Source organism: Pseudomonas sp. JZ134 (genome assembly GCF_051027695.1).
GTDB lineage: Bacteria > Pseudomonadota > Gammaproteobacteria > Pseudomonadales > Pseudomonadaceae > Chryseomonas > Chryseomonas luteola.
Map to the genome: position 1 here is coordinate 808,597 of NZ_CP069250.1, position 13,984 is coordinate 822,580.

13 protein-coding genes are annotated in these 13,984 nt (G+C 56.8%); all 13 read left to right on the forward strand.

The features are described 5' to 3' along the window. The first annotated feature begins 47 nt into the window (after window positions 1-47). The 13 genes from JQR86_RS03555 to JQR86_RS03615 all read left to right on the forward strand — a co-directional run bounded on the left by JQR86_RS03555 (window position 48) and on the right by JQR86_RS03615 (window position 13,572). Complete coding sequence (locus JQR86_RS03555) at window positions 48-890, forward strand: TIM barrel protein (protein WP_434154349.1); 843 nt, start codon at window positions 48-50, stop codon at window positions 888-890. A gap of 90 nt (window positions 891-980) precedes the next feature. Then, window positions 981-2,918 (forward strand): 3D-(3,5/4)-trihydroxycyclohexane-1,2-dione acylhydrolase (decyclizing), encoded by a 1,938-nt coding sequence (gene iolD / locus JQR86_RS03560; protein WP_434154350.1) that lies wholly within the window; start codon window positions 981-983, stop codon window positions 2,916-2,918. Window positions 2,919-3,013: 95 nt separating this feature from the next. Further along, window positions 3,014-4,024, forward strand: a complete 1,011-nt coding sequence (locus JQR86_RS03565) for a Gfo/Idh/MocA family protein (protein ID WP_434154351.1) — start codon at window positions 3,014-3,016, stop codon at window positions 4,022-4,024. A gap of 65 nt (window positions 4,025-4,089) precedes the next feature. Next, window positions 4,090-4,947 carry a sugar phosphate isomerase/epimerase family protein gene (locus JQR86_RS03570; protein WP_010795635.1) on the forward strand — a complete coding sequence of 286 codons (858 nt, stop codon included), beginning with the start codon at window positions 4,090-4,092 and terminating at the stop codon, window positions 4,945-4,947. Window positions 4,948-5,090: 143 nt separating this feature from the next. Next, window positions 5,091-6,113, forward strand: a complete 1,023-nt coding sequence (locus JQR86_RS03575; RefSeq protein WP_434154352.1) for a Gfo/Idh/MocA family protein — start codon at window positions 5,091-5,093, stop codon at window positions 6,111-6,113. Between the two features lie 225 nt (window positions 6,114-6,338). Next, window positions 6,339-6,464, forward strand: coding sequence for a hypothetical protein (locus JQR86_RS03580; protein ID WP_258019713.1), 126 nt, complete (start codon window positions 6,339-6,341; stop codon window positions 6,462-6,464). Between the two features lie 100 nt (window positions 6,465-6,564). Then, window positions 6,565-7,500, forward strand: a complete 936-nt coding sequence (locus tag JQR86_RS03585; protein WP_074822314.1) for a sugar ABC transporter substrate-binding protein — start codon at window positions 6,565-6,567, stop codon at window positions 7,498-7,500. 316 nt (window positions 7,501-7,816) lie between these two features. Continuing rightward, a complete protein-coding gene (locus tag JQR86_RS03590; RefSeq protein WP_434154353.1) occupies window positions 7,817-8,038 on the forward strand; it encodes a carbohydrate porin in 222 nt (73 codons plus the stop codon). A gap of 389 nt (window positions 8,039-8,427) precedes the next feature. Beyond that, complete coding sequence (locus JQR86_RS03595; protein ID WP_434154354.1) at window positions 8,428-9,339, forward strand: sugar ABC transporter substrate-binding protein; 912 nt, start codon at window positions 8,428-8,430, stop codon at window positions 9,337-9,339. Window positions 9,340-9,401: 62 nt separating this feature from the next. Further along, window positions 9,402-10,970: a sugar ABC transporter ATP-binding protein gene (locus tag JQR86_RS03600; protein WP_434154355.1), complete on the forward strand. Its 1,569-nt coding sequence runs from the start codon at window positions 9,402-9,404 to the stop codon at window positions 10,968-10,970. A gap of 101 nt (window positions 10,971-11,071) precedes the next feature. Further along, entirely contained in the window at window positions 11,072-12,094 is a 1,023-nt protein-coding gene (locus tag JQR86_RS03605; protein ID WP_019364849.1) for an ABC transporter permease, read from the forward strand. Between the two features lie 155 nt (window positions 12,095-12,249). Then, window positions 12,250-12,489: a hypothetical protein gene (locus JQR86_RS03610; protein ID WP_019364850.1), complete on the forward strand. Its 240-nt coding sequence runs from the start codon at window positions 12,250-12,252 to the stop codon at window positions 12,487-12,489. A gap of 303 nt (window positions 12,490-12,792) precedes the next feature. Continuing rightward, window positions 12,793-13,572: a type IV pili methyl-accepting chemotaxis transducer N-terminal domain-containing protein gene (locus JQR86_RS03615; protein WP_434154356.1), complete on the forward strand. Its 780-nt coding sequence runs from the start codon at window positions 12,793-12,795 to the stop codon at window positions 13,570-13,572. Window positions 13,573-13,984: the final 412 nt, after the last annotated feature.

Below are 13,984 nucleotides of genomic sequence, written 5' to 3' on the forward strand. Positions count from 1 at the left end.
ATACCCTAAACCAGCACTGCGTTTATCGAATCCTGGAGAACAACAAGATGAGCCAGCCCTTACGTTTTGCCCTTAACCGCATGGTTGCCCCACGCCTGCCGCTGGAAGAGTTCATCTCGCTTGCTATCACGCTTAACGCGGATGCCATTGAGATCCGCAACGACCTCAAAGGCATCGAAATAGAGGATGGCACTCCCGCTTCACGCGTACGTCAGCTGTGCCAGGAGAAGGGCATCCGTGTGCTGTCGATCAATGCGCTGTATCCCTTCGATGTGTGGAATGACGAGCGTCGTGCCCAGACGTTAAAGCTGGCAGCCTACGCCCGCGACTGTGGTGCCGAGGGTCTGGTCATGTGCCCGCTCAACGATCCCAAAGACCCGCGCAGCGAGGCCGAACGCGCTCGTGACCTGCATACCTCGCTGACCGAGCTGGCGCCAATCCTGCGTGAGCACGGCATCCTGGGCTTTGTCGAGCCGCTGGGCTTTGAGGAATGCTCGCTGCGCCGCAAGCGCGATGCCGTAGACGCTATCAATGCCGTAGGCGGGCGCGATGTGTTCCGTGTCGTGCATGACACCTTCCACCATCATTTGGCAGGTGAGCAAGAGTTCTTCCCGGAGATGACCGGTCTGGTGCACATCTCGGGTGTGGAGGACGGTGCGCTGCCGTTGAACACCATCCGTGATGGCCACCGCGTGCTGGTGGGCGAGGCCGACATCCTAGGCAATGCCGCACAGGTTCGTGAGCTGCTCAAGCTGGGCTATAACGGCCACCTGTCGTTCGAGCCGTTCGCCGAAAGCGTCCATGCGCTGACGGATATTCAGCCGTCATTGCTAGCCAGCATGCAGCATCTGAAAGCACGTGTAGACGCTGCCGAAGGGCAGGTGGCCTAAGCAGAGACAGTACCTATAACAAAGGGCAAGGCAGGGCGGTACATGTCGCCCTGTACTCGACCCCAGGCGTGGAATTGAAAGGGTGACAACATGAGTACAACACGACTGACCATGGCCCAGGCGCTGGTGAAGTTTCTCGATAACCAGTACGTGAGCGTCGATGGGGTTGAAACCAAGTTCGTCAAAGGCATCTTTACCATCTTTGGGCACGGCAACGTGCTGGGGCTTGGGCAGGCGCTGGAGCAGGACGCTGGGGATCTAATCATCCATCAGGGCCGTAACGAGCAGGGCATGGTCCATGCCGCCGTAGGCTTTGCCAAGCAGAAGCTGCGTCGCCAGATTTATGCCTGCACCTCATCGGTCGGCCCAGGGGCGGCCAACATGATCACCGCGGCAGCCACTGCAACAGCCAACCGGATTCCAGTACTGCTCCTGCCGGGGGACGTCTATGCCAGTCGCCAACCCGATCCGGTGTTGCAGCAGATCGAACAGTCCCACGATCTCTCCATCAGCACCAACGATGCGTTCCGGGCCGTCAGTAAGTACTGGGATCGCATCACCCGTCCCGAGCAATTGATGACCGCTGCCATCAATGCCATGCGCGTGCTGACCGACCCGGCCGAAACCGGTGCCGTAACCCTGGCCCTGCCGCAGGACGTGCAAGGCGAAGCCTACGATTACCCGAATTACTTTTTCCAGAAGCGCGTGCACCGCATCGACCGCCGCCCAGCCACTGAGGCCATGCTGGACGATGCCGTGGCGCTGCTCCAGGGCAAGCGCAAGCCGCTGCTGATTTGTGGCGGTGGCGTAAAGTATTCCGGCGCAGCCGAAGCCCTACAGCGCTTTGCCGAGCGCTTCGAAATCCCGTTCGCCGAGACCCAGGCGGGCAAGAGCGCCATCGTCTCGGCCCATGAATTGAACGTGGGGGGAATCGGCGAGACGGGTTGCCTGGCAGCGAATATGCTGGCCAAGGAAGCCGACCTGGTCATTGGCGTCGGCACGCGTTACACCGATTTCACCACCTCGTCCAAGTGGATTTTCCAGAACCCGGACGTCCAATTTATCAATCTCAACGCCAGTGCCTTCGATGCCTACAAACTCGACGCCGTGCAGGTCGTAGCGGATGCGAAAGTGGGGCTGGATGCACTAGGCGAAGCCTTGGGTCGTACTGGCTACAAGGCGCAATGGGGCGATGCCCCCCAGCAGGCCCGCGCCAGGCTCAAGGAGGAAATCGATCGCGTCTACAGCGTCGAGTACGGTACCGAAAACTTTGTACCCGAGATCGACGATCACCTGCCACGTGCCGTGCTCGAAGAGTTTGTCGAGCTGACCGGCTCCAGCCTGACCCAAAGCCGCGTGCTGGGCGCGCTGAATGAAACCCTGGCCAACGAAGACATCATCGTTGCGGCTGCCGGCAGCCTGCCGGGCGATCTACAGCGGGCCTGGCGCAGCAAAGGCACTAACACCTATCACCTGGAGTATGGCTACTCCTGCATGGGCTATGAAATCAATGCGGCTCTGGGTGTGAAGATGGCCGAGCCCGAACGCGAAGTCTATGCCCTGGTCGGCGATGGCTCCTACATGATGCTGCACTCCGAACTGGCAACGTCCATTCAGGAACGCCAGAAGATCAACGTGATCCTGTTGGACAACATGACGTTCGGCTGCATCAACAACCTGCAGATGGAGCACGGCATGGACAGCTTTGGTACCGAGTTCCGCTATCGCAACCCAGAAACCGGCAAGCTCGATGGCGGCTTTGTCCCGGTGGATTTCGCCATGAGCGCCGCCGCCTATGGCTGCAAAACCTACCGTGTGAAGACGCTGGACGAACTTCATACCGCGCTGGAAGACGCGCGTCGGCAGACGGTCTCCACGCTGATCGACATCAAGGTCCTGCCCAAGACCATGATTCACAAATACCTCTCCTGGTGGCGCGTCGGTGGTGCCGAAGTCTCCACGAGCGAGAAGGTCCAGGCAGTGTCACGCATGCTCAAGGAGAACACTGCCAAAGCGCGACAGTACTGATTTGCAGGGCGCCGATGGGTTGAGTGCAGCGATGCCTATCACGCCCGGTATTACCCCAACGTTTTTCGAACAAGAATTCCAAACGGAGAATGACCATGACACTGCGTATCGGCGTAATCGGAACAGGGGCTATCGGACAGGATCACATTCGTCGGTGCAGTCATGCACTGGTGGGCAGTACAGTCGTGGCAGTCAACGACATCAATCAGGAGCAGGCCGCCAAGGTCGTCCAGCAGCAGGGCATTGAAGCCGAGGTTTATGCCAGCGGCCACGACCTGATCAATGCACCGGAAGTGGACGCGATTCTGGTTACCTCCTGGGGACCAAGCCATGAAGAGTTCGTGCTGTCGGCTATCGCGGCCGGCAAGCCGGTCTTCTGCGAAAAACCGCTGGCCGTCACGGCAGAGGGCTGTAAGAAAATCGTCGAGGCTGAGATGGAGCATGGCAAGCGGCTGGTGCAGGTCGGTTTCATGCGTCCTTACGATCAAGGCTATCGCGCGCTCAAGGCCGTGATCGACAGCGACAAGATCGGTGAGCCGCTGATGATTCACGCGGCGCACCGCAACCCGACGGTAGGCGAGTCCTATACCACCGAGATGGCCATCGTCGACACGCTGATCCATGAGATTAATGTCTTGAGCTGGTTGCTGGATGACCAGTATGTGTCAGCCCAGGTCATTTATCCCCGCAAGACCTCCCAGGCCTTTGCTCACCTGAAAGACCCGCAGATCGTGCTGCTGGAAACTGCCAAGGGCACCCGCATCGACGTCGAAGTCTTTGTTAACTGCCAGTACGGCTACGACATTCAGTGCGAAGTTGTTGGCGAGCGTGGCATTGCCAAGCTGCCGGAACCTGCCTCCGTTCAGTTGCGCAGCGGTGCCAAGTTGTCCACTGAAATCCTCATGGACTGGAAGCAGCGTTTCATCGACGCCTACGACGTGGAGCTGCAGGCATTCATTGACGGCATCAAGGCGGGCAGGATCACCGGTCCATCCTCATGGGATGGTTACACCGCCGCCGTGACCGCCGATGCCTGTGTCGCTGCCCAGCGTAGCGGCGCCATCGAGCCGATCCGCCTGCCGCAGCGTCCTGCGTTCTACGAATAAGCCGTCACTATAACCAATAAACAGGCCTCTTCCTGAGGGGAGAGGCCGCCAGAGGAGCACAGATCATGCGTATTTGTCTGGACCCGAACATGTACCGTTTCCTGCCCATTCCCAAGATGGTGGATAAGGTGGCGGAGCTGGGTTACGAATACATCGAACTGTCCCCGCGGGACGATTTCCTGCCGTTCTACAAGTACCCACGCGTCGACAAGGCTCGGATCCGTGAATTCAGAAAGGCACTGAGCGATACCGGTGTAAAGCTGTCCTCGCTGCTACCGGTCTATCATTGGGCTGCACCGGATGAGGAGCTGCGCAAGGCAGCGGTTCGTAACTGGAAGCGCGCTATCGAGATCTCCGTGGAAATGGACTGCGATCTCATGAACACCGAATTCAGTGGTCAGTCGGACCAGCCGCTGGTGTGCGAAAACCAGTTCATGAAGTCCATGGAAGAACTCCTGCCAATCTTCGAACGCGAAGGCATCAAGCTCGACATCCAGGCGCATCCCTATGACTTCAGCGAGCGCAACAACGAGTCGGTCGACCTGATCCGTGGCCTCGACAAAGACTTCGTGAACTACCTGTACGCTGCGCCACACACTTTTTTCTACGATGACGGCAAGGGCGATATTGCCTCGATGCTGCACTACGCGGGCGATAAGCTGACCCATGTGATCATTGCCGACACCTGGAACCATCGGGCTTCGTCGGGCCTTCGTTATATCGTCAATCCGCCGGGCGTAAACGCTACGGTTCACCAGCATCTGGATATCGGTCAGGGCGAGGTGGACTGGGAGGCATTCTTCTCCACGCTGCGAGAGATGAAGTTCGACGGTATCGCCACCGTGGCGGTGTTTGGCTTCGAAGATCGAGCTGATGAATCGAGCCGCTTCATGCTGGAGCGGGTCAAGCGGGAGCTTGGCTAATCCATCTCTTTCGACCGGGAGCTGTTTACGGGCTCCCGGCTTGCGCAGCCGTCATGCAAGACGGCTATTTCCCCTACTAAAAAAGGACCCTGACGCGCTTCGTTGTCGGACACAGGGTAGGCCTGTTATTGCTTGGAGGTTTTATGCGTGTTGGTTTGGTGGGTTATGGTAAGGGCGGACGGTTTTTCCATGCGCCCCTGATCACGTCAGTGTCACCTATCGCCCTGGTGGGTGTCGTAATACGTTCATCTGAGCGCCGCGCCGAATTGCAACAGGATTATCCCGGCGTACCCGCCTACGACACGCTAGCCGAGCTGATCGATGCCGGTGTTGATGCTGTGGTAATTTCCACGCCGCCCGAAATCCGGGAAGGCATGATTCTGGAGGCTGTCTCCAGAGGCGTTCCCGTCGTCAGCGACAAGCCGTTTGCCTTGGACGAATCGCGTGCTCAACTACTGATCTCAGCCGCGCGCGAAGCTGGCGTACCACTCACGGTTTACATGAACCGCCGTTGGGACTCGGACATCCGTACCGCTCGCCGGATGATTACGTCAGGCAAGTTGGGCGAAGTCCTTACATTCGAATCGCGTGTGGAAACCTTTGTATCCGGCACTCGGGGTAACGCCAGTGGTGGAGGTTTATTGCGGGATCTGGGCAGTCATCTGGTCGATCAAGCGCTCTGGCTGTTCGGATCGGTACGCTCGGTCTATGCCGAGGTCCGTTTCATGGATGAGCAGCAGCAACTCGATGAGGACTTCTTCCTGTCGCTTACCCATCAAAACGGTGTCATCTCACGTCTCTGGGGCAGTACGATTCAGCACAATCCAGGGCCTCGGCTCAAGGTTAACGGCACCGAAGGCTGCTATCGGATCGAGTGCCTGGATGGGCAGGATCAGGCACTCCTGGCGGGACGTTCACCCAAGACCGAGCGGGACCGCTGGGGCGTTGAGGACCACCTGCGCTGGGGCTGGATGCAGCATGGCGAAGAGCGTGAGCTGGTGCCCTCCGAGCGGGGCCGCTGGGACCTCTTCTATGAGCACCTGGCAGCTGCCCTGAGCGGAAAAGGCGAACTGCCTGTTTCGTTGGAAGACGCCCTGGAAACCACACGCATCCTTGATGCCGCCCGCCGCAGTGCTCAGCAGGGTCAGGTTATTACGCTGGGCTGATCATCTCGTTCTCATCCTTATAGAAGCCTGGAGCCGAGAATTGCTTCCCGGCTTTACAACGCCCTGCAAACTGCCATTTTCTACCACTGTTGCGATAAAAAAAGATAATTCTATATGCTGTTGCTTTGGAAATTAAATTCCAATACAGTCTGAATCAGATTGACGATTTCACGACCCGTACAGGGCTTGTACGGGCAGGCCGATAAAAACAAAAAGGTGCCGTCGATGAACGATAATCCTCTCTGCGCTCAAGCGGCCTTTCTGGCCGCGCCGCCTCGCTTTTCCTACCCGGTCTTTTGCCTGACTGGTTCCCGCTGCCTTCTGGCTTGCCTGGGTAATCGCCAAGAATGACGCGTTCCTGTTCGTAAGAAAGGGGAGTCCCGCCCTGGGGCTCTGCTTGATCGTGATGCACTTCCACCCATAACACTCACAATATCTGGAGTCATTCATCATGCAGATGAGCAAACGAATCGCCGCCGCAGCCCTGTCGCTGTTCATGGCTACAACCACTATGGCAGCCGATATCAAGGTCGGGGTCAGCATGGCGCAGTTTGACGACAACTGGCTGACGTACCTGCGCGAGTCGATGGCCAGGAAAGCCAAGGATGAAGGCGTTCAGTTACAGTTCGAGGATGCTCGCAGCGATGTGGTCAAGCAGCTCAACCAAGTACAAAGCTTTGTAAGCCAGAAGGTCGACGCCATTATCGTCAACCCGGTCGATACTGCAGCTACCCGCAATATCACCGAGGCGGCGACGAAAGCCGGGATTCCGCTGGTGTATGTCAATCGCCGCCCGGATGAGGAAAACCTGCCAAAAGGCGTGGTTACAGTGACATCCAACGACCTGGAAGCCGGACGCCTGCAGATGCAGTACCTGGCCGATAAAATGGGCGGTAAGGGGAATCTGGTCATCATGCTGGGCGATCTGGCCAACAACTCCACGCATAACCGCACCAAGGGGGTAAAGGAGGTTCTGGCCAAGTATCCCGAGATCAAAGTAGTAGAAGAGCAGACGGCCAATTACATGCGTGACAAGGGCATGGACCTGATGAGCAACTGGCTCCTGTCAGGTAAGGAGTTCGATGCGGTTTCGTCCAACAACGATGAAATGGCAATTGGCGCGGCCATGGCGCTACAGCAGGCCGGCAAGGCAAAGGGCTCGGTATTGATCGGAGGCGTTGACGGCACGCCGGATGGTCTGGCTGCGGTCAAGCGCGGCATGCTGGCAGCCTCTGTCTTCCAGGATGCCAAAGGGCAGGCTGATGGCGCTGTGGAAGCAGCCGTAAAGCTGGCAAAAAAGGAGCCGGTTGAGCAAAACGTCTGGATTCCTTATGAGCTGATCACGCCCGAGAATGTGGATTCGTTCCAGAGCCGCATCAAGCACTAACGCAACACCGTCTTTTGCGCCGCGTTCTGCGGCGCTACTTTCTCACTGATTCCAGTACGCACCATGGACTCGCTTTTGCTGCTTTGCATAGGGTGGGGCAGCGGTAACACCTTGGCAGTCCAGTACGGAGCCGGGTGTGGCGCTAGGGCCTATAGGACCGACGGTTTATAACAAGGGCAGCGCCAGTTTCCGGGTGGTTGAGTTTTTCGACTGGCAGGCAACCCGGCGCTTTGGCAGCCAGTTTCAGATGATATATCCGCGTGATAAACGCTGTCTCGATGGCACGTAGCAGTGGTATTCCATTGGCAGGCGCACCATGTATGGACTGACCATTGCGCCTATCTGGTCGCCTAATGGCCCCACCTTTCGTAAGGCCCGTCCTGAGGTGCATTTCTACGTGACCTATGCCGTCTGGAGCCCTGGTGCGCAACGGGCTGCTGATCCTCTGGCACCCGGCTCGGCATTATCGAGCACAGGTGTCTTTAGCACTGACCGGCACAGCGCTCATATAGGTGTTCAGCTGGAACGCTTATGGTAGAGCGGGTTATTCATATAATGAAAAATAAATTCGGAAATTGCGTTGTAATGGAAAATTTATTCTAGTAGATTCTGATCCAAGGTTGACGACTGTAACGCACCTCCTTCACAGGAGGCGTACACACCAACAAGAACAAACAGGTACTGTCGATGAAACCCTCTCTTCCTTACAGGACGACTCCGAGCGGTCTACCAGCCGTAGACCGTCGCGTACTCGCTTCGAGCCTCAGCTTGCTCAGCGCGCATGTCCTATCGTGCAACCAGCATGGCCCTTCGTCCTGCTCACGTCGCACTCCGAACAGAACCGTTCCGGCTCAGTGCTCTGCCGCGACGGGGTTTGCCTTTTTCGATGCCAGCATGATGCTGGTGCATAAGGCTTAAGGAGCCACCATGAAGCGCTGTCTGGGTTTGCTGTTCTGCCTGCTTATCTCTCCGCTGGCTTGGTCCGATATGAAAATCGGTGTGGCGGTCGCACAGTACGATAACTACATCGCCTACCTTGTTCAGGCCATGCAGGCGCGTGCCAAAGAGATACCTGGTGGCGCCTCCCTGCAACTTGAGGATGCGGGTGGTGATGTAGTGCGTCAGCTAGGGCAGGTTGAAAACTTCATCAGTCAGAAAGTTGATGCCATCATCGTCAACCCAGCTGATACGGCCGCGACCCGCAAGATCACTGAGCGCGTTACCCAGGCGGGTATCCCGCTGGTTTATCTCAACAGCCGCCCTGAAGTAGACAGTTTCCCGGCAGGTGTCGTGTTTGTAGGCACGGATGAGCGTCGCATTGGCCAGATGCAAATGGAGTATCTTGCCGAAAAGATGGGCGGCAAGGGAAACCTCGCTATCATCCTTGGCCGACTGGCCCATGACGATACGCGCAAGCGCACGACTGGGGTGAAGGATGTTCTGGCTAAATACCCCGATATCAAGGTGGTAGAAGAGCAATCCGCCAACTGGGAACGTGACAAAGGCATGGATCTGATGAGCAATTGGCTCCTGTCCGGCAAGGCGATCGATGCTGTTGCGGCCAATAACGATGAGATGGGTATCGGTGCAGCCATGGCACTGCGTCAGGCCGGTCGCAAGGACGTCATGGCAGGCGGTGTCGACGGCACGGCCGACGGCCTGGCTGCCATCAAGCGCGGACTGCTAAGTGTAACGGTGTACCGCGATACCGTCGGTATCGGGGCCGGCTCGGTAGATGCCGCCGTCCGCCTCGTCAACAAGGAAAACCTGCAAGGCGACATCTGGGTTCCGGTGCAGCTGGTTACCCCCGAGAACTATCAGCAATTCCAGAGTAAATAACGATCAGACGCCAGCGCCCTGCTTCAGCTGGCGCTCACGAACGTTCCGAGGAGAAGAATAAGATGCTCGGCTCAACTACTGCTGTAACGCCCTCAACCTACAAACAGATCAATTACGAAGCCGACCCCATGGGTACGGAGTACCTGCTGGAAATCCTGAACGTCAGCAAAGGCTTTCCAGGCGTTGTGGCTCTATCCGATGTGCAGCTCCGTGTTCGTCCAGGCACTGTGTTGGCGCTGATGGGAGAAAACGGGGCGGGTAAATCCACCCTCATGAAGATCATTGCAGGAATTCATCAGCCCGACAGTGGTGAGATTCGTCTGCGCGGCAAGCCCGTGACGTTCGAAACGCCGCTGGCTGCCTTGCAGTCAGGCATCGCCATGATCCATCAGGAACTCAACCTGATGCCTTTCATGACTATTGCCGAGAACATCTGGTTGGGCCGTGAACCGCTCAACGCCCTGCACATGGTCGATCATGGTGCCATGCACCGTAATACCGAAGCGCTGCTGGCGCGCCTGCGGATTGATCTCGATCCTGAAGAGCCGGTCGGCAACCTCAGCATTGCTGGCCGGCAAATGGTCGAGATTGCCAAGGCGGTTTCCTATGACTCCGATATTCTCATCATGGACGAGCCCACCTCAGCTATCACCGAAAAAGAAGTGGCTCACCTGTTCTCGATCATTGCTGACCTTAAGGCGCAGGGAAAGGGCATCATCTATATCACGCACAAGATGGATGAAGTTTTCCAGATTGCCGATGAGGTCGCGGTCTTCCGGGATGGTTCCTACATCGGCCTGCAGCGTGCGGAAAGCATGGATGGCGACAGCCTGATCTCCATGATGGTAGGCCGTGAGCTGACTCAGCTGTTTCCCGAACGTACCGCTCCGACCGACAAGGTCATGCTCTCGGTACGCAACCTGTCCCTGGACGGCATCTTCAAAGACGTATCGTTCGACCTGCGTGCGGGTGAAATCCTTGGCATCGCCGGCCTTATGGGGTCGGGGCGCACCAACGTAGCCGAAACCCTGTTTGGTGTCACGCCAGCCACCAGCGGGGAAATCTACCTGGACGGTGAAAAAATCACCATGAGCGACCCCTGTCTGGCCATTCAGAAAGGACTGGCGCTCCTGACCGAGGACCGGAAGGACACCGGCATTTTTCCATGCCTGTCGGTTCTGGAGAATATGGAGGTCGCGGTCCTGCCCAATTACAGCGGTAGCGGTTTCGTCCAGCAAAAACCACTGCGCGACCTCTGCGAAGATATGTGCAGGAAGCTGCGCGTCAAGACGCCTTCGCTGGAGCAGTGCATTGCCAACCTGTCCGGCGGTAATCAGCAAAAGGCGTTGCTGGCACGGTGGCTGATGACCAACCCGCGTGTCCTCATTCTGGATGAGCCGACGCGAGGGATCGACGTGGGTGCCAAGGCTGAGATCTATCGGCTGATCTCTCTGCTGGCCAGTGAAGGCATGGCTGTCATCATGATCTCGTCCGAACTGCCTGAAGTGCTCGGCATGAGCGATCGCATCCTGGTCATGCATGAAGGGGAAGTGACTGGCGTGCTCGACCGCGACGAGGCCACGCAAGAACGGATCATGCATCACGCATCCGGAATCAGAGCGATTCACTGAGTAGGGGCGGAGGTTTTCTTCGCATATCGATACGCATAGCGGCCTGGCAGTAGTCAGCGGGCACGTTCGCCTGGGCGAAAGCAGGAGAAGAGGAAATCACTATGAATGCTATCACTGAAAACAAAACAGCTGAGGTACCCAGGAAGACCAAGCGGCGTATTCCTACTGAAGTGGGTATTCTGCTCGTACTATTGGGTATTGGCCTGGTGTTCGAGCTGTTCGGCTGGGTCATGCGTGATCAGAGTTTTCTCATGAACTCCCAGCGCCTGGTGTTGATGATTCTCCAGGTTTCCATCATTGGTCTTCTGGCCATTGGCGTTACCCAGGTCATTATCACGACAGGAATCGATCTGTCTTCAGGCTCCGTGCTTGCGCTTTCCGCAATGGTTGCGGCCAGTCTGGCGCAAACGTCTGATTTTGGCCGCGCGGTCTTCCCTTCATTGACCGACATGCCGGTGTGGGTGCCGATCATGGCCGGATTAGGCGTGGGACTGCTGGCCGGCGTCATTAACGGAAGTATTATTGCCGCTACCGGCATTCCTCCTTTCATCGCCACGCTGGGCATGATGGTGTCGGCCCGCGGTCTGGCGCGTTATTACACCGAAGGTCAGCCCATCAGCATGCTGTCCGACTCGTACACCGCCATTGGCAGCGGTGCCATGCCGGTCATCATCTTTCTGGTCGTGGCTGTCATCTTTCATATCGCCCTGCGGTATACCAAATACGGTAAGTACACCTATGCCATTGGCGGCAACATGCAGGCGGCTCGCATCTCGGGCATCAACGTCAAGCGCCATTTGATCATCGTCTATAGCATCGCTGGCCTTCTAGCAGGCCTCGCTGGTGTCGTTGCCTCGGCCCGAGCCGCTACAGGTCAGGCGGGGATGGGTATGTCCTACGAGTTGGATGCGATTGCCGCCGCCGTGATTGGCGGTACCAGCCTGGCGGGCGGCGTAGGGCGTATTACCGGAACGGTCATCGGCGCCCTGATTCTGGGCGTCATGGCCAGCGGCTTTACCTTCCTCGGGGTCGACGCTTACATCCAGGACATCATCAAGGGCATCATCATTGTGGTGGCCGTTGTCATCGACCAGTACCGAAATAAGCGCAAGGCCAAGCGCTAAACGGTTTTCCACGTCTTGGCTCGTCGTTTCCAGGCGAGCCTTTTTTATTCTGCAATGTGTGCTCTGCAAGTCAGTTCCGGTCGCTGTTCGGAACCTTGATCGACCGGAAACTCTCCATTCATAAGAGACCTCAACGGTTATAAGGAGACTGCTTGATGAGTACCGCCGCCACGATCACTTTCGCACAGCTTTGCCCAGGAGACCGCTTCACCTTGCAGGATGATGATCGCCTGTTTACCAAACTGAGCAATACGAGTGCCCGAGAACACAGCACGCATTCCATCAACCTGAAGGAGGAAGGGTTCGGCTATCAGGACGACCCTGTCCAAGACCTCCCAGGTGAGACACCTGTTGAGTACGTTCCGGTTGGCGGTCCTTTGCGGGTTAGCGGTTGATCATGTAAGCGGCCTGCTTCCAATGTGCCCTTGTTCCAGCGGAGGTGCTGTCGCTGTCACGCTTCTGGGCAGGGGCGACATTATGTCCTAGTAAAAACGTCCTATTGACTTTTCAAGACGCTACAATAGCGGCCTTATGATTCGATGGCGTTATGACATCAGCTGTCATGACGATTCGCCTTCATACCACATCCCGCACTAATTAAATCGATAACCGCGGAGCTTAACTATTCGCGGCGCCTTGCTGTTTCTAAAAAAGGCCCCGCTTTGCCTGGCCAGCGAATGGCCCTTTTGGAGAAGTAAATGCTAAAGGATTTTTTGCGTGTAGCCGTTTTGGGCGTCAGTCTTGTTAGTGCCTCTTGCTGGGCGGCCATTACCCCTGAAGAAGCGATGAACATGGCTGGCCTTCAGCGCACGCTGGGCCAACGCATGGCCAAAGATTACCTGATGATGGGGTCCGGTGTTCGCGTAGACGTTGCAGCCAAGCAGCTCAAGGACACCGTTACACTGTTCGACAACCATCACAAATTACTTGTCGAGTTCGCACCGAATACTGAAATTCGCAGCAAACTCAGCGAGATAGAGAAGACTTGGCAGGAATACAAGCAGCTGGTTCAGGCTAATCCTGACAAGGATCAGGCCGTCGCCATGCTGGGCGTCAGTGATCAGCTCTTGGATCAGTGCCAAAAGCTGACGGATCTCGTCGCAAAGAACAACGGTGGTGAGTCTTCCCGTCTGGTGAACCGTAGTGGCTGGAACCGAGTGCTAAGCCAGCGGATCGCCATGCTGTACATGGCCAAGAACTGGGGTGTGCAGGCGCCCGGGCTGGAAGAGGCGTTTGACAAGTCCGTCGGTGAGTTCGATACCGTCATGACAGAACTCAATACCGCGGGCACGCCCAACCCTGAAATTGCCACTTCGCTGCGTAAAGCCGAAGCTCAGTGGAAATTCACCCGTACGGCGGTAGATCTAACCACTCCCGACAACTATGTCCCCACAGCAATGGCCTCCAGTGCCGATACGCTGTTCAAGCAGATGAACGAGCTGACACGGCTGTACGCAGGGCTATCTGCCGGCAACTGACCGATACCTATGCTGAGGGCCATTCTGTCGTATCGGCAAAATGGTCCTTATTGCTTCGTCCTCCATTTTGCTCACGCTACCTTTATTTCTTCCTGAAAGATTAACGCAGCACTTCTGTAAAAGAGCTGAAGTGAGCTTGTCGTGATGGAGTCGTTATGAGCAACTGTGCCTGATCTGGAAAGAGCATTCGAGGCATTGGTAAGAGACTTTGAAGCACTATTTGGCAAGCAGGAACGTCAAATCAAGTGACTGCTGTTGCCTTATGCAAGGTTGAGGCGCAGTGGAAATTTACTATCATGGCCGCTGGTTTTTCCTAGCCTAACCAGTTCGTGCCTACCGCCATGGCTACCAGTACCGACAAGCTATACGACAAGGTCAACGACCTGACTCAGCTGCATGCGGCTTTGCCAGT

Excerpts from the sequence above, each read along its gene's own strand:
- JQR86_RS03555 (WP_434154349.1), top strand. The coding sequence starts at position 48 with ATGAGCCAGCCCTTACGTTTTGCCCTTAACCGCATGGTTGCCCCACGC.
- iolD (WP_434154350.1), top strand. The coding sequence starts at position 981 with ATGAGTACAACACGACTGACCATGGCCCAGGCGCTGGTGAAGTTTCTC.
- JQR86_RS03565 (WP_434154351.1), top strand. The coding sequence starts at position 3,014 with ATGACACTGCGTATCGGCGTAATCGGAACAGGGGCTATCGGACAGGAT.
- JQR86_RS03570 (WP_010795635.1), top strand. The coding sequence starts at position 4,090 with ATGCGTATTTGTCTGGACCCGAACATGTACCGTTTCCTGCCCATTCCC.
- JQR86_RS03575 (WP_434154352.1), top strand. The coding sequence starts at position 5,091 with ATGCGTGTTGGTTTGGTGGGTTATGGTAAGGGCGGACGGTTTTTCCAT.
- JQR86_RS03580 (WP_258019713.1), top strand. The coding sequence starts at position 6,339 with ATGAACGATAATCCTCTCTGCGCTCAAGCGGCCTTTCTGGCCGCGCCG.
- JQR86_RS03585 (WP_074822314.1), top strand. The coding sequence starts at position 6,565 with ATGCAGATGAGCAAACGAATCGCCGCCGCAGCCCTGTCGCTGTTCATG.
- JQR86_RS03590 (WP_434154353.1), top strand. The coding sequence starts at position 7,817 with ATGTATGGACTGACCATTGCGCCTATCTGGTCGCCTAATGGCCCCACC.
- JQR86_RS03595 (WP_434154354.1), top strand. The coding sequence starts at position 8,428 with ATGAAGCGCTGTCTGGGTTTGCTGTTCTGCCTGCTTATCTCTCCGCTG.
- JQR86_RS03600 (WP_434154355.1), top strand. The coding sequence starts at position 9,402 with ATGCTCGGCTCAACTACTGCTGTAACGCCCTCAACCTACAAACAGATC.
- JQR86_RS03605 (WP_019364849.1), top strand. The coding sequence starts at position 11,072 with ATGAATGCTATCACTGAAAACAAAACAGCTGAGGTACCCAGGAAGACC.
- JQR86_RS03610 (WP_019364850.1), top strand. The coding sequence starts at position 12,250 with ATGAGTACCGCCGCCACGATCACTTTCGCACAGCTTTGCCCAGGAGAC.
- JQR86_RS03615 (WP_434154356.1), top strand. The coding sequence starts at position 12,793 with ATGCTAAAGGATTTTTTGCGTGTAGCCGTTTTGGGCGTCAGTCTTGTT.